The sequence below is a fragment of the Pseudomonadaceae bacterium SI-3 genome, assembly GCA_004010935.1.
In the GTDB taxonomy this organism is placed as follows: domain Bacteria; phylum Pseudomonadota; class Gammaproteobacteria; order Pseudomonadales; family Pseudomonadaceae; genus Stutzerimonas.
The window spans coordinates 2,060,253-2,075,113 of sequence record CP026511.1 but is presented as its reverse complement, the minus strand read 5'-3'; the positions used below and the strand labels follow the sequence as shown (position 1 = coordinate 2,075,113).

Annotated in this window: 16 protein-coding genes; 5 read left to right on the top strand and 11 right to left on the bottom strand. The window is 59.4% G+C overall.

The features are described from left to right. Window positions 1-48 precede the first annotated feature (48 nt). From C1896_09945 to C1896_09935, 3 genes are read left to right on the top strand one after another with little or no spacing between them, the layout of a single operon-like run. Complete coding sequence (locus C1896_09945) at window positions 49-783, top strand: fumarate/nitrate reduction transcriptional regulator Fnr (protein ID AZZ45195.1); 735 nt, start codon at window positions 49-51, stop codon at window positions 781-783. A 10-nt stretch (window positions 784-793) separates the two neighbouring features. Then, window positions 794-1,342, top strand: coding sequence for an adenine phosphoribosyltransferase (locus C1896_09940; protein AZZ45194.1), 549 nt, complete (start codon window positions 794-796; stop codon window positions 1,340-1,342). Between the two features lie 41 nt (window positions 1,343-1,383). Beyond that, complete coding sequence (locus C1896_09935; protein AZZ45193.1) at window positions 1,384-1,962, top strand: cytochrome c oxidase assembly protein; 579 nt, start codon at window positions 1,384-1,386, stop codon at window positions 1,960-1,962. A 19-nt stretch (window positions 1,963-1,981) separates the two neighbouring features. Here C1896_09935 and C1896_09930 read toward each other — a convergent pair whose 3' ends face one another. The 8 genes from C1896_09930 to C1896_09895 all read right to left on the bottom strand — a co-directional run bounded on the left by C1896_09930 (window position 1,982) and on the right by C1896_09895 (window position 9,918). After that, complete coding sequence (locus C1896_09930) at window positions 1,982-2,665, bottom strand: amino acid ABC transporter substrate-binding protein (GenBank protein AZZ45192.1); 684 nt, start codon at window positions 2,663-2,665, stop codon at window positions 1,982-1,984. 33 nt (window positions 2,666-2,698) lie between these two features. Next, the gene (locus C1896_09925) at window positions 2,699-3,472 is read right to left on the bottom strand and encodes an ABC transporter permease (GenBank protein AZZ45191.1); all 774 of its coding nucleotides are present in this window, start codon (window positions 3,470-3,472) and stop codon (window positions 2,699-2,701) included. Next, a complete protein-coding gene (locus C1896_09920) occupies window positions 3,472-4,215 on the bottom strand; it encodes an ABC transporter ATP-binding protein (GenBank protein ID AZZ45190.1) in 744 nt (247 codons plus the stop codon). The genes C1896_09925 and C1896_09920 overlap by 1 nt, the downstream gene beginning before the upstream one ends. 93 nt (window positions 4,216-4,308) lie before the next feature. After that, window positions 4,309-5,298 carry an ABC transporter substrate-binding protein gene (locus C1896_09915; GenBank protein ID AZZ45189.1) on the bottom strand — a complete coding sequence of 330 codons (990 nt, stop codon included), beginning with the start codon at window positions 5,296-5,298 and terminating at the stop codon, window positions 4,309-4,311. A 204-nt stretch (window positions 5,299-5,502) separates the two neighbouring features. Beyond that, window positions 5,503-6,102, bottom strand: a complete 600-nt coding sequence (locus tag C1896_09910; protein AZZ45188.1) for a recombination protein RecR — start codon at window positions 6,100-6,102, stop codon at window positions 5,503-5,505. A 134-nt stretch (window positions 6,103-6,236) separates the two neighbouring features. Further along, on the bottom strand, window positions 6,237-6,563 hold the full coding sequence (locus tag C1896_09905) for a nucleoid-associated protein, YbaB/EbfC family (protein ID AZZ45187.1): 327 nt from the start codon (window positions 6,561-6,563) through the stop codon (window positions 6,237-6,239). A 15-nt stretch (window positions 6,564-6,578) separates the two neighbouring features. Beyond that, window positions 6,579-8,660 (bottom strand): DNA polymerase III subunit gamma/tau, encoded by a 2,082-nt coding sequence (locus tag C1896_09900; protein AZZ45186.1) that lies wholly within the window; start codon window positions 8,658-8,660, stop codon window positions 6,579-6,581. A gap of 112 nt (window positions 8,661-8,772) precedes the next feature. After that, window positions 8,773-9,918 carry a 4-phosphoerythronate dehydrogenase PdxB gene (locus tag C1896_09895; GenBank protein AZZ45185.1) on the bottom strand — a complete coding sequence of 382 codons (1,146 nt, stop codon included), beginning with the start codon at window positions 9,916-9,918 and terminating at the stop codon, window positions 8,773-8,775. Between the two features lie 120 nt (window positions 9,919-10,038). On the opposite strand from C1896_09895, the gene C1896_09890 reads away from it, so the two are divergent. Then, the gene (locus C1896_09890) at window positions 10,039-11,424 is read left to right on the top strand and encodes an MATE family efflux transporter (GenBank protein AZZ45184.1); all 1,386 of its coding nucleotides are present in this window, start codon (window positions 10,039-10,041) and stop codon (window positions 11,422-11,424) included. Between the two features lie 21 nt (window positions 11,425-11,445). On the opposite strand, the gene C1896_09885 is transcribed toward C1896_09890, so the two are convergent. Further along, entirely contained in the window at window positions 11,446-12,201 is a 756-nt protein-coding gene (locus tag C1896_09885; GenBank protein ID AZZ45183.1) for a hypothetical protein, read from the bottom strand. A 101-nt stretch (window positions 12,202-12,302) separates the two neighbouring features. On the opposite strand from C1896_09885, the gene C1896_09880 reads away from it, so the two are divergent. Continuing rightward, window positions 12,303-13,259, top strand: a complete 957-nt coding sequence (locus tag C1896_09880; GenBank protein AZZ45182.1) for a LysR family transcriptional regulator — start codon at window positions 12,303-12,305, stop codon at window positions 13,257-13,259. A 12-nt stretch (window positions 13,260-13,271) separates the two neighbouring features. Here the strand turns inward: C1896_09880 and C1896_09875 are convergent, their stop codons facing one another. Together C1896_09875 and C1896_09870 are read right to left on the bottom strand one after the other, a co-directional pair. Beyond that, window positions 13,272-13,613 (bottom strand): ribonuclease E inhibitor RraB, encoded by a 342-nt coding sequence (locus C1896_09875; GenBank protein AZZ45181.1) that lies wholly within the window; start codon window positions 13,611-13,613, stop codon window positions 13,272-13,274. 371 nt (window positions 13,614-13,984) lie between these two features. Continuing rightward, the gene (locus tag C1896_09870; protein AZZ45180.1) at window positions 13,985-14,845 is read right to left on the bottom strand and encodes a polyamine aminopropyltransferase; all 861 of its coding nucleotides are present in this window, start codon (window positions 14,843-14,845) and stop codon (window positions 13,985-13,987) included. Window positions 14,846-14,861: the final 16 nt, after the last annotated feature.

Sequence of the window (14,861 nt, the reverse complement as noted above, 5' to 3'; positions counted from 1 at the left end):
CCTGCGTGAGTTAGTCTTGCGCACCGTAAGGTTTATCAGGATCCCGCAATGTCCGAGCCCATCAAGGTCCGCAAGCAGCCGCAGGCTAATTGCAAGGATTGCAGCCTCTCTGGCCTCTGCCTGCCGCTTTCGTTGAATATGCAGGACATGGAATCGCTGGACGAAATCGTCAAGCGCGGACGTCCCCTGAAGAAAGGCGAAACACTGTTTCGTCAGGGTGACGCGTTCAGTTCCGTGTTCGCCATCCGCGCCGGTGCCCTACGCACCTTCAGTGTCACGGATGCCGGCGAGGAGCAGATCACCGGTTTCCACCTGCCGAGCGAGCTGGTTGGTCTGTCCGGCATGGACACCGAAACTTACCCGGTATCCGCACAAGCCCTTGAAACCACTTCGGTGTGCGAAATCCCCTTCGAACGCCTCGATGAGCTTAGCGTGCTGTTACCGCAGCTGCGCCGCCAGCTAATGCGCATCATGAGCCGCGAGATTCGCGATGATCAGCAGATGATGATGCTGCTGTCGAAGAAGACAGCTGACGAACGCATCGCGACCTTTCTGATCAATCTGTCGGCCCGGTTCAGCGCGCGCGGATTTTCCGCCAATCAGTTCCGCCTGCCCATGTCACGCAACGAAATAGGCAACTACCTCGGTCTCGCGGTAGAGACGGTTTCGCGCGTATTTACCCGCTGCCAGGCGAGTGGCCTGTTGGAAGCGGAAGGCAAGGAAGTCCGAATTCTTGATTCGATCCGGTTGTGCGCCCTGGCGGGCGGAAACATGGACGCCTAACGGAGCTCGTATGATCTTTGATGAATTCGCCATCAAAACCCTGATTAGACCGGTCCCGGACTTCCCCAAGCCTGGCGTAGTGTTCCGTGACATCACGCCGCTGTTGCAGTCGCCGAAAGCGCTACGCATGGTGGCGGACAGCCTGATCCAGCGCTACGTCGAAAGTGATTTTAGCCATGTCGGTGCGCTGGATGCCCGCGGCTTTATCATCGGCTCGATCATTGCCTACGAGCTGAACCGGCCATTAATTCTGTTCCGCAAAAAGGGCAAGCTCCCTGCCGACGTACTGGCGGCGTCCTATCGCACCGAGTATGGCGACGCCTACCTTGAAGTGCACGCCGACAGCCTCTGCGAAGGGGATTCGGTTTTGCTGTTGGATGACCTGATCGCCACGGGCGGCACACTGGTCGCCGCTGCTCAGCTGGTCCGCCGCATGGGCGCTCAGATCCACGAAGCCGCAGCGATCATCGACCTGCCGGAGCTCGGGGGTTCTCGCAAGTTGCAGGACATGGGCATTCCCACGTTCACCCTGACTGCATTCGAGCTGAACGAGCGCTAGTCTTGACCCGCAGAAGGACCTCGGCGATACGCTGCGCAGCAATGCTCGGCCTGCTGGCGTTCTGCTCATCTTCGCTTGCGGTCGACCGCGAAGCCATGCTGGAAGAGGCTAACCTGCTGATCCTTCCGCGCGAGCGGCAATTGCCTGATGTCGAACTCATAGACGAGCAGGGACAGACTGTTACAACCGAAGGGCTAAGCGACCACTGGTATCTGTTGTTTTTCGGTTTCACGGCCTGCCCAGACGTCTGCCCTACAACCTTGAGCGACATGCGCCGCCTACTCGGCCAGCTACCGCCTGACGTACGTGAACAGGTGCAGGTGATCCTTATCAGCGCCGATCCTGCGCGCGATACGCCCGAAGCACTGCGTACCTACCTTGGTTACTACCGGGCGAATTTCAAAGGACTGACAGGCGAAATCCCAGAGCTGCAGAAAATGTCTAAAGCACTAGGGCTTCCTTTCGTTGCAGCAACGAGCATGGAAGGCGACTACAACGTGAGCCATAGTAGCAACCTGGCCATTGTCGGCCCGAATGGGACCCTGAGGGGGCATATCCGAGCGCCTTTGAAACTGGACGGGCTGCTTCAGTTCTTGCCACAGCTAATCGAGGCCAAGTGACTCCTACCTGATGCAGGCCTCAGTGGCAATCAAGCGTGTCGGCTAGCACGTAGGCTTGAAAGGCAATCTCGTCGATCCAGTGTTGCGTAACCTCGGCTAACGCCCCCTCCCCTTGCTTGCTGGCGGTGAACTGTTCGATTCGCTGCTGCAGCGCTGTATCGGCTGCCTCGATTCGCAATGTCAGAGGTTTGTTCTCTAGCTTTGGCAGCAATCGATCAAAGCGACGCCATTCGGGTAGTTCCGCAATCTGCTGGAGCAACACCCTGTCTCCCACTACCGCCTGACATTCTCCGAGTTTCAGTCCGATTAGCGCTTGGGCCGCGCTGGGGTAGGTTCGTGCGACACCGCCAAAGCGGGACACCACCAGGTCTGTGTGGGGGCTTTCTTCTGTCACGCAAAAAGGCTCGCCGGCAAGATCAGGCCAATCGGTAGGCCCTGCTTCGTTTGCCGCCAGCGCCGTGACTTCACTGGAATAGTAAGCCGCACCAGAATCCAGCTTACCGAAGCGAAGGTAGCCTTTTGCGGAGGCATCGATCAGGGCAACCTCGCGGCCCAAGGCTTCGCCCAAACGCGCAAGCCAAGCGGCCTCGAACCCTTCCCTGACCGACTCGGCCTCCGCCGCCTTGAGCGGGCGGTAAGCATCAACCGGGGCAGCTTCGATGACTCCAGCCTGGGTGCCAACCGGCACCACCAGCATGAGCATGAGCCGTAACAGGCGTATCTTCACGGTGCCCTCTCAGACGTACTGGTAGCGCAGCATCCGTTGCTTGAATTTCTCCAGGACAACCTGATCGATCAAGGTCGCGAGAATAGCGATGACCAGAATATTCATCATCACCCCGGCCATGTCGGCAATTTCCCCGGAGTACGCAAGCGAGCGTCCCAGCCCCTGGCCGAAGCCGATCAGCATTTCCGCCGAGATCAGTGCCCGCCAGGCATTGCCGAAAGCCAGCTGCGCGCCGGTGATCAGCTCGGGCATCACGGCCGGTAGATAAACACGTCGCACCAGTTGCCAACGCGATGCGCCCATTACCCGAGCCGCGGCAACCTGGACCGGCTGCACGCTTTCGGTGGCATTCATGACGGACAACGCCATCGGGAAGAACGCCGCAAGTGCGACCACGACGATGATCGGCAGGTTGCCGAAGCCCATCACGATCAAGAACAGCGGTACCCAGGCGATCGATGGTATTGACTGCAATATGACGATGGCCGAACGCAGGATCTCGCGAAAGAAGAACAGTACGCCCCCCAGCAACCCAAAGCCGATACCAAACAGCATTGCGAAGCTATAACCACTCCCCAACCGACTCATGCTGCCGTAAAGCCCTTCGCGAAAATCTGGCTCGTAAACCGTGGTCAGCAGCCTTTCGAACACAACGGGAATGCCGGGCATCAAGAACGCAGGAAGGCTCCATGCAGCGATTTGCCAGATCAGCAGAATGAACAGAATCGCCAACACCACGGCGAGGTACTTCTTCGGACCGGTCAGACGACGTCCCTGACTCATCAGTGTCCTACCTCCGTCTTAATGCCTAACAACCGAAGGATCTCGCGCCGCTCAGCGGCGAACTCGGAAAGATCGTGGCTCTTCTCGCAATGGATGAAGTTGAATGTTTTCAGCACTTTGGCTGGGCGGGCGCTGAACACCAGCACGTGATCCGCCAGATACAACGCTTCATCAACGTCATGGGTGACCAGCAATACAGTAGGCTGATGCTCGTCGATCAGCTCTCGCAGAACGTCCTGCAAAGCCATGCGTGTAAGCGCATCAAGCGCACCGAAAGGCTCATCGAGTAGCAACACTTCCGGCTTGGCAATAAACGCGCGAGCCAGTGCCGTGCGCTGACGCATGCCGCCGGACACCTGATGCGGGTAGTAATGTTCGAAGCCATCTAGGCTGACCCGAGCGAGCCAGACCTTTGCTTGATCGAATGCATCAGCCTTGGCGACTCCTTGAAGCTCAAGCGCCATGGCCACATTGGCCTGTAACGAAAGCCAGGGATACAGCGCATGCTCTTGGAAAACCAGCGTACGCCGAGGGCTTGGGCCAGGAATCTTCTCGTCATCGGCGAGCACGCGCCCTGCGGTTGGTTTTTCAAGTCCGGCAACCAGGTGCAGTAAGGTTGATTTCCCACAACCAGAAGGCCCAACGAGGGCGACCAGCTCACCCTGGGCGAACTCGCCGCTGAAGCCCTTGATGACTTCTAGCTGGCCAAAACGCTTATCTACTTCTTCAAACCTGAGTTGCATATCGCTTTGAAGACCTCAAGAACTGCCCGATCAGCGGGCGGAATGACACTGCCCGGCACGGTGGCCGGGCAGTGTGGAACAATCTGCAGCGGTTTACAGCTCGCGTGCTTCTTGCCAGGACAAGTCGAGAATGGCGCTGGTATCGAATGGCTTGCCATCGCGAGTCTTGAGCGAGCCGAGCTCCTGAAGAATATCGGCCAGTTCCTGAATACGCGCCAAATCATCAGTGCCAAGCTTGGCGCCGAAGGTCTGGGTTGCGATGGCCTCTTCGATCACGACCTCACGGGGCAGCTCACCGCGATTGAGCGTCTTCAACGTCGGCTCGGCGATAAAATAATCAGCAATCAATTTGGCCGCTTCTGCCGGCTGATTCTCTAACAATTCAATCGCGTCACGCTGGGCGTCCAACGACTGCCAGACCGCCTCCTTGCGCTTTTCCAGGGTTTCCCCAGCGGTAATCACCACCATGCAGGGAAATGGCCAAACCTCGCCGATCTCGTAGATCTGTTTGACGGGTGCCACTAGCTGGGCGATCCGATCATAGGGCTCGAAGAGAAATGCCGCATCGGTACGACCTGAGACGAGGGACTGGACCGCAACGGCCGGGCTGGTACCCATAATGTTCACATCGCTGGGTGCCAACCCCGCCGCCTTCAAGGTGACGCCGCGCAATACCGCATCGGCAGTACTGCCTTCTTTCTGCGACGCCAGAATCTTCCCTTTTAGGTCAGCGATCGTCTCGATGCCAGTTCCTTCGCGGGCCACAATAGAGTGATAGCCCTGCTGGGCGCCGCCGACCACCTTCAGATCTGCGCCCTTCGACGCCCACGCCACCGCGTTGGTGAACCCAAGAACACCGGTGTCCAACTGCCCGCCGATGATCGCCTTAATCAGATCGGTACCGGAACTGAACTCAACCAGCTCGACATCCAGGCCGTGCTTTTTGTAGAAGCCGCCCTCATAGGCAACCATCGCCTGGGCATCATCCATCACCCGGATATATCCGACTTTGAATTTTTCCTGGGCCTGCGCAAAAGCGCTCAGCAACAGCAGTGCGGGAACCAACCAGTGTTTTGCCTTCATTATCGACCTCAAGTAGATAGGCAGCGCCATGCATATAACCAAGCGAGCAAATCTATATTCATTTGGTTATTAGCGGATTGTGGCTTAGAACTTTACATGAAGTCCGGCTTGCTAGGCACTACCTAGGGGCGATAACCGGTAAACCAGAAGTTATAAAGCAGAAGGTTGCCGCCAGCATGGCTTTCGGCCCGGATTGCCAACAAGTCAGAGGGTGATCGTCTTCCGGCCGGCCAGCGCATGTGCAAGCGTGCCCCCATCGACGAGATCAAGCTCACCGCCAAGCGGCACACCGTGCGCGATGCGGCTGAGGGTCAAGCCTTTTGGTATCAAAAGCTGAGCAATGTAATGCGCAGTAGCCTCGCCTTCAACGGTGGGGTTGGTGGCTAATATCGCCTCGCTGAAATTGCCCTCAGCCACTCGTCCGAGCAGATCGGGGATGCCTATTGCCTCTGGGCCTAGACCATCGAGCGGGGAAAGATGCCCCTTAAGTACGAAGTAGCGGCCACGAAAGCCGGTCTGCTCCACTGCGAACACATCGACAGGACTTTGCACGATGCACAGCAAGGCATCGTCCCGTCGCGGATCAGCGCACTGCGGGCAGAGCTCTTCCTCACTCAATGTGCGGCACTGGCGGCAGTAGCCCACCTCCTCCATCGCACGTGCAAGCGCCTGAGCCAACCTCAGCCCGCCGCTGCGGTCGCGCTCAAGCATCTGCAATGCCATGCGCTGAGCCGTTTTTTGCCCTACGCCAGGGAGAATGCGCAATGCGTCAATGAGTTGGCGAATAAGCGGGCTGAAAGACATGGGTCACCAGGCTGGGGAGCAGTGGGCTGTAAATTGAATCGGTACTAAAGACCGTGCTGTGAATGACGCGATAGGTCATTCACGGCGCCGATCGGCCGCGCTGGCTGAGTGCCTGGAACGGCACTCGGAAGCCATCAGAAGGGCATCTTGAAGCCGGGCGGCAACTGCATACCGTCGGTCATGCCGGACATCTTTTCTTTGCTGTTCTGCTCGATCTTGCGCACGGCATCGTTCACTGCCGCGGCGATCAGGTCTTCTAGAATTTCCTTGTCCTCCTGCATGAGGCTGTCGTCCAGGCTGACGCGTTTGACGTCGTGTCGACCGTTCATCACAACGCTCACCAGGCCGGCGCCGGACTGGCCGGTCACCTCGGCGTTGGCCAACTCTTCCTGCATTTTCTGCATCTTTTCTTGCATCTGCTGCGCCTGCTTCATCAGGCCGGCCATGCCACCTTTCATCATGGGGTCTACCTCGGATCAGGGTTCGGAATGTTCTACGGGTTCGATGGTACCGTCGCGAATGACGGCGGCGAACTGTTGCATCAGCTGTTGCACCAAGGGATCGGTTTGAATCGACTGCTCAGCGGCCCGTTGACGCTCGCCCCGTCTGCGGGCCGCGGCCTGGGCCGGAGTTTCCTGCTGCGGGGTCTGCAAATCGATGTCCAGCTGCAAGGTGCGCCCATGGTACTGATTCAGAGCATCGTTCAGACGTCGATGTTGAGTCGTATTGAACAGTGCACTCTGCGCCGGGTCCAGGTGCATCAACCAGCGATCACCTTCAACGGAAATCAAAGTGCAATTGGCCGCGATACTGCCGGTCAGTCCTGCCAACCCGAGTTTCAGATAAATATCCTGCCACTCGGCGGCCAGTCCAGTCGCCGGTTCGACCGCAGGAGCCGGTTCTACAGACTGCTGCTCCGACGCTGGATCATCCAGCCCGTCCAGGTAGGCTTCAGCCTGTGTTTCGACCTCGAAGTAATCCTCGTCAGTCAACGGGGGTTCTTCATCGTCAGGCTCGCTCACCTCGACGACCGCAGCGAAATGTTCAGCGGTTTCAATCGAAGCGGTCCGTTGCTCTACCGCCTCACTTTCCACCGCAACCGGTGACGATGCCGGCGGCTCATTCCACGGCACGTCGACCACCGAAGGTACCGGCTCCGACGCCACAGGTTGAGGCGTCGGAGCCGGCGTGACCTCCACAGCAGCGGCCGGCGGCTCGGGAACTTGGACATGAGCCGGGGCTGTTAGCGAGGGTGCGGGTGCGGGTGCGGGTGCGGGTGCAGGTAACGGGTCCGGCTGCGGCGGCACCGGAGAGCTGACCGCAGCGACCGGCGCTGGCACTACGGGCTTTGCAGCCAGATCATGAACCGGTGCAGCCGATGCCGCAGTACCGGCCACCTCGGTTGATCTGGAATCAGTCGTGGCCGGACTGACTCCCAATGTCTTTAACGGTGTTCGTGGTGCGTTATCGCTGTCAGCAGGTCGGAACGCGAGCATGCGCAGCATGACCATTTCGAATCCGCTTCGCGGATCGGGTGCCAACGGCAGATCGCGCCGGCCAATCAGACCCATCTGGTAATAGAACTGTACGTCCTCGGCCGGCAATGCCTGCGCCAGTGCAAGCACTCGGTCTCGGTCGCCCTGACCATTATCTACCGCGTCCGGCAACGCCTGGGCGACAGCCACACGGTGCAAGACGTTGAGCATTTCCGCGAGTACGCCGGCCCAATCAGGGCCTTGCTCGGCAAGGTGACGAACCGCTTCCAGCAGCGCCCTGGCATCGCCTTCAAGCAGCGCCTGCAGCACGCCATAGACCTGCCCGTGATCAAGGGTGCCCAGCATGCTGCGGACGTCGGCCGCGAGTACCTTGCCCTCTCCAAACGCGATCGCCTGGTCGGTCAGGCTCATCGCATCGCGCATCGATCCATCCGCGGCACGGCCGAGCAACCAGAGCGCATCTTCCTCGAACGGGACCTGCTCGACACCAAGCACGTGGGTCAGATGCTCCACTACGCGTTCGGGCGGCATGTTTTTCAGAGAGAACTGCAGGCAGCGCGACAGGATAGTCACCGGTAGCTTTTGCGGGTCCGTCGTGGCTAGCAGGAACTTGACGTGGGGCGGTGGCTCTTCAAGCGTTTTAAGCAATGCGTTGAACGAGTGCGACGAGAGCATGTGCACCTCGTCGATTAGATAAACCTTGTAGCGCCCACGACTAGGCGCGTACTGCACGTTATCCAGCAACTCTCGAGTGTCTTCAACCTTGGTGCGGCTCGCGGCGTCTACCTCAATCAGGTCGACGAAACGTCCTTCGTCGATTTCGCGGCAGACCGAGCACTCCCCGCAAGGCGTGGAACTGATACCCGTCTCGCAATTGAGGCATTTCGCGATAATTCGCGCGATGGTGGTCTTGCCGACCCCACGCGTACCTGTGAACAGGTAGGCATGGTGCAGGCGCTGGCTGTCCAGTGCGTTGATCAGAGCCTTGAGCACGTGCGTTTGGCCGACCATTTCGCGGAACGAGCGCGGACGCCATTTACGGGCTAGTACCTGATAACTCATAACACCATCGCGGGATAAAGCAGAGGACGGGTAATGCTAGCGGAGCAGGCTGCAAATTGCATCCAGCCTGACGCCTGCATGGCGGATGCAGCTTGTTATTGCAAACGCCCGGTCAGCGCTTAACAGTTGCGCCCAGGGCTCGCACGATCTGTTCCAGCTGCGGCTGGCCGCCGGTGATTTCGATCTGCAAGCTGTCTATTTCCCGACGGGGTGGGTATTGCTTTCGCAACTGGTCGAAGCCGACGCGGCGCTGGGCCTCGTCATTGCCCAGGTTGCGACGAAATGCAGCGTCGTCACGTCGCGGGTCATACACGGCCCGACACGTTATCTCCAATAAGTCTCTAGGCTTAGTCGAAGCATCGAAGGCAAGCCCTCGCAGCGGCGCTGGCGGCATCAGCTCCGCCAGTTCAACCGTTGGCTCCAAACCTCTGCTCGCGCAAAACGCCAGATAGATCTGCTCCGTTCCGCGCAACTTTCCATCCAGGCTATAGCCGGCGATATGGGGCGTTGCGATCCAACACAGCTCGGCCAATTCGACATCGACCTGAGGTTCTCCCTCCCAGACATCGAGCACCGCCTGGATGTCTGTCCGCCTGGCCAGCTGTTCGCGCAAGGCGGCATTGTCGACAACCGCCCCACGGGAGGCATTGATCAGCCAGGCGCCTGGGCGCAGCTGCTCCAGGCGAGACTGATCCAACAAGTGAAACGTCGAATGTTCGCCGTCCAGCGTTAACGGCGTGTGCACGCTGATGACATCGCACTCAGTGAGTATTTCATCCAGGGTGACGAACTCGCCCACTTCACGTGCCTGGCGTGGCGGATCGCAGACACGCACGTCCCAACCCAGCCCGCGCAGAACCTCTACCAGCCTGCCGCCCACTTCCCCGGCGCCGATCACGCCATAACGGCGGCCTTCCAGCTCGACGCCCTCACCTTCGGCCAAGGCCAGAAGACTGCCGAGCACGTAATCAACGACGCCGCGGGCGTTGCAGCCCGGTGCACTAGCCCAACTGATCCCCGCCTCCTCGAAGTAATCAATGTCGAGGTGGTCGGTTCCGATCGTACAAGTGCCCACGAAACGCACAGCGCTCCCTTCGAGCAACTCGCGATCGACCCGGGTGACAGATCGAACCAAAAGCACGTCGGCCTGCTCGAGCGCAGCCCGGTTGATACTTCTCCCAGGCATACGGCGTATCTCGCCGAACTCAGCGAAGAAAGCGTCAACCAGAGGAATGTTTTCATCGGCAAGGATGCGCATTGTGGGGCTCCGTCATTGATTTCCCATTCTAGACCGCGCCGGGGCGCTCTGCTGCCTTCCCGTGCGTGCGACTCGCGGCGTAGACTAGGCGGCTTCTGTATACAATCCGGATAACCTGCAATGCCCACTGAGCTGAGACTCAGACGGGTTCGCGTTGAACTGCGCACCCTCTTCGCCCTCGCCCTGCCTATGATGATTGCTCAACTGGCGAACACCGCCATGGGCTTTGTCGACACCTTGATGGCCGGCCGCGTCAGCCCGGCAGACCTCGCAGCGGTGGCGCTAGGGAATTCCATCTGGGTGCCGGTTTTCCTTCTCGTGACGGGCGTCATCCTGGCGACCACGCCCAATGTTGCTCAATACTTCGGCCGTGACCAACACGAACGAATTGGACCGCTGGTGCGCCAGGCCCTATGGATGGGACTCGGTGTAGGATCGCTGTTCGCCCTGCTGATGTGGAACGCCGAGCCGGTGCTGCATCTGATGGAAGTCGAACCGGCACTGATCGGCCCGACAATGGCCTATTTACGAGCGGTTGCCTGCGGCTTTCCCGCGGTGGCGCTGTATCAAGTGCTGCGTTGTTACAGCGATGGGCTCGGCCACACCCGGCCCAGCATGGTGGTGGGCATTCTCGCGCTGATGCTGAACATTCCGCTGAATTACATTTTCATCTACGGCAAGTTGGGCCTGCCAGCCATGGGCGGGGTCGGCTGTGGTTGGGCTACCGCGCTGGTCATGGCTTTCATGCTACTGGCAATGCTGTTCTGGGTACGCCGCGCTGATTACTACCAACCAAGCCAGCTGTTTACCCATTTCGATTGGCCGAAATGGTCGGTGCTAAGCCGCCTGCTTTCGGTGGGCGTGCCGATCGGGGTTGCGGTGTTTGCCGAAGCCAGCATCTTTTCGGTCATCGCCCTTCTGATCGGCGGCCTCGGGGCGACCGTGGTCGCCGGACACCAGATCGCGCTCAATTTTACGTCGCTGATTTTCATGATTCCGCTTTCGCTGGGCATGGCCATCACCATCCGCATCGGTCAGGCGCTGGGACGAGGCGCTCCACGGGATGCACGCTTCGTTGCGGGCCTGGGTGTCATATCGAGTCTGGTCTATGCCTGCTTTTCGGCGGGTAGCATGCTGTTGTTCAGCGAGCAGATCGCACGTATCTACACGCCGGATCCGGCTGTGATTGCAGTGGCCGCCAGCCTGTTCTTCTACGCTGCACTGTTTCAGTTTTCGGACGTGGTGCAAGTGACGGCCGCTGGCGCACTGCGCGGCTACCAGGACACCCGCATGACGATGATATTCACGCTTTTCGCCTACTGGGGGATCGGCCTGCCGGTGGGCTATGTGCTCGGCCTGACTGACAGATTCGGTGAACCCAGCGGGCCGGCAGGGCTCTGGCAGGGCTTGATTGCGGGCCTGAGCTGCGCCGCGATCCTGCTGACTATACGACTGGTGCGCAGTGCACGACGTGAAATACGCCGAGCGAGACCAGTGGCAGCCTAGGGCTGGCTCGGTGCGGGCTGTTCAGACTTCGAAGGCCAGTAGGACCGCACTCAACAGCAGAAACCCGCTGAACATAAGGCGCAATAGCCGCTCCGGTAGCGCGTGCGCCAACTTCACGCCGAGGCTGATGCTCAATAGCCCTCCTATGGCAAGCGGTAAACCAAGCATCCAGTCCACCTGGTCATGTGTGGCATAAGTGGCCAGCGTAACAGCGGTGCTCGGTGCCGCCAGCGACAACGATAGGCCCTGCGCCACGACCTGCGATGTACCGAACACTGCCGTGAGCACCGGCGTGGCAAGCACTGCGCCACCTACGCCAAACAAACCGCCCAGCGCACCCGCGCCAGCACCCAGCACGCCTAACCACGGCCAAGGATGGCGCAACTCGGTCCCACCGGACGGTGGCCGGAAGAACACACGCGACAAGGTGTAGACAGCCAAAGCGACGAGAAAACCGACAAAAGCGATACGCATGCGCCCAGCGTCGAGCGATACGGCAACTGCTGCACCGGCGATGGCGAAGCAGAAGCTGGCGATGCCCAATGCTGCCGCGTGGCGCAGATTGATTCGGTTGCGTTGGTGGTAACGCCAGATCGCAAGCAGCACATTGGGCACAACCATGACCAGTGCTGTGCCCTGAGCGACCTGCTGGTCCAGATCGAACATCACACCCAGTACCGGAATCGCGATCAACCCGCCGCCGATACCAAACAGGCCACCCAGCGTGCCCAGCGCCAAACCCAGCACCACATTCAACACGAATCCGACTAGGTCCATAACGCCTCCAGCGAAAGCTGCAATGCTACTCAGCGGTCTCTGGTAGGGATATGCACAAGCATGCACAATGGTTTTGCGTAATCTGCAAAGCAAAGCGAACCATGGACACCAACGCGCTTACCGATCAGTTCAAGCTTTTTATCGATGTCATCGATACCGGCAGCTTCTCAGCGGCGGGTCGCCTGCGCGCACTCGCGCCCTCATCCGTTGCACGACGCATAGACGCTTTGGAGCGTTCGCTGGGTTGCCAGCTGGTCAGCCGCAGCAGCCATGCAGTCAAGCCTACAGCTGCCGGTCAGGCATTTGCCGAACGTGCCAGACGCATCGTTCAGGAATTAACCCTCGCACGGGCCGAGATGACTTCGCTGCAAAGCGCACCGGAAGGCCGTATCCGTATCGATGCGCCCGCACCCTTCGGACGCAGACATTTAGCGCCAGCACTGGCTGATTTTCTTTTGGCCTACCCGGGGGTCGATATCCAGCTGCGCCTGATCGACAGCTTTATCGATATGCAAGGCGAGCATCTCGGTGATGTCGATCTGGTGCTACGTATCGGGCCGCTGGCCGATACGCGCCTCGTTGCAACGCCGCTGGCCCCGATGATGCGCATCGCGTGCGCCAGCCCTGCCTACCTGAAACGCCGAGGCGTACCGCAAACAGTCGCAGAACTGCCGGAGCACGATGGGGTGGACTGGGACGCTCTGGCTCCACCCCATGCATGGCGATTCGAACATGAGGGCAAACGGAAGCTGTTGAAGCCGAAGCGGCTGCGGATGGTCGCGAATAATGCGGAAGCCTTGCTTACCGCCACTCTGGCGGGACTGGGCATCGCCCACCTACCGACCTGGCTGATCAGCGACCAGCTACTGCGGGGCGATCTGCTGCCCTTGTTCTGTGAGCGCACACTGCCGGAACCAGAACCTAGCGGGATCTATGCGTTGCGCCTGACACGGGAAGCGGATTCTAGGAGCCGTTTGCTGCTGGAGTTTTTAAAGAGCCGCTTTGGCCCGATCCCACCCTGGGACCAGGCACTGCAAAGCGGACTCGTCTTTGCTTGAAAGCATTGGCAATCAGACAGCGCAGCCAGAAAGTTCCTGGGTCACGCCCCAACCATCGAGCACACCCCCCAGCGGCTCGACCAGGTCCTCCAGATCCTGCTCGAAGTCACCGATACCATCGAAGGTGGCATACATCACTTTGCTGACCTGCAGGTCCCAGGCCCCATCGTCGCGGGGCGCTATCTGGGTATTGACGCATTCGCCGCGGAAATTGCTGGCGGCCGCGCAGGCACGTTCACGATCGGGAAACACAGCGTAGAACTCGATCGGATGGACGCGGGCAAAGTCGAAACCGCCCTCCTTCATCCTAAGAAGTACGTTGCTGCTTACATCCTCATGGAAGGTGGCACTCATAAAACAACCTCCTCTCACTCATGGATGACGATTTCAGGAATGGAAAAGCCTTTCTCTACCTCGTTGCGGATGCGACCGGACAATGCCGGCGGTAAGTTGCCTGGTTGTCGGATAAGAGAAACCGTGCGGTGTTTCCAATAGGCCTCAGCGACGCCTCGGAGTTCGACCGATCATCGATCGGACGCCTGTGACCGTAACCTCAGCCAGACACGGCAGCAGCCGATGCCCTGAACACTTCAGTGCATGCAGCTGCCCTTGGAACATACGACGTATAAACCGCATCCGCAACGGGGACGGTGAAACGAAGCGATCACGACGGGATTGACTAGACCGATCCGCGCGCTGCAACGCGTCGCAGCGCGCGGATAGAACTAGCCGTTGCTGGGCTTGCTGATCGCCTGCAACACGTACTGAGGCAGCGCGAACGCGCCGATATGAATGTGCGGGTTGTAATAGCGAGTCACGATTCCGCTACCAGCGAAACGTTGACACAAAGTTTCCAGCGTCAGCTTGCGGCTGTCGGAATCACATGCACCCCAGGCGAACGTCATGGCGCCGCCGATATAGGTAGGGACAGCCGCCTGGTAGAAATGCCAGTCGGGAAACAAGCCGGTCATCCGCTTGGCAGTGGTCTGGACTTCGGCCAGTTGCATGAAGGGTGTGCCGTTCTGCGCGACCAGAATGCCGCCATCGTTGAGGCAGCGACGGCACGCCTGATAGAAGTTTTCCGAAAACAGAGCCTCGCCCGGCCCAATGGGGTCGGTCGAGTCGGAGATGATCACGTCAAACTTCTCGTCAGTGGTTGCCACGAAACGCATGCCGTCGTCGATCACCAGGTTCAGCCGCGGATCGGCGAACGCCCCCTTCGAATGCTCCGGTAGAAATTCCTTGCATGTCTCCACCACGGTGCGGTCGATTTCGACCATGGTGATGCTCTCGACATCGCGGTGCTTGCTCACTTCACGCAGCATGCCACCGTCACCGCCCCCGATGATCAGGACTCGCCGCGCCAAGCCATGAGCCAGAATCGGGACATGCGTCAGCATTTCGTGGTAGATGAATTCGTCTGCCTCGGTGGTCTGAATAACCCCGTCAAGTGCCATCACGCGCCCCATGCGGGCATTCTCGAATATGACCAGGTGCTGATGCTCGGTGTGCACCTCATGCAGCATGTCGTCGATCCTGAAGCGCTGGCCGTAGCCCTCGTAGAGAGTTTCCTGATAGTCACTCATGGGTGTCTCCCTGATG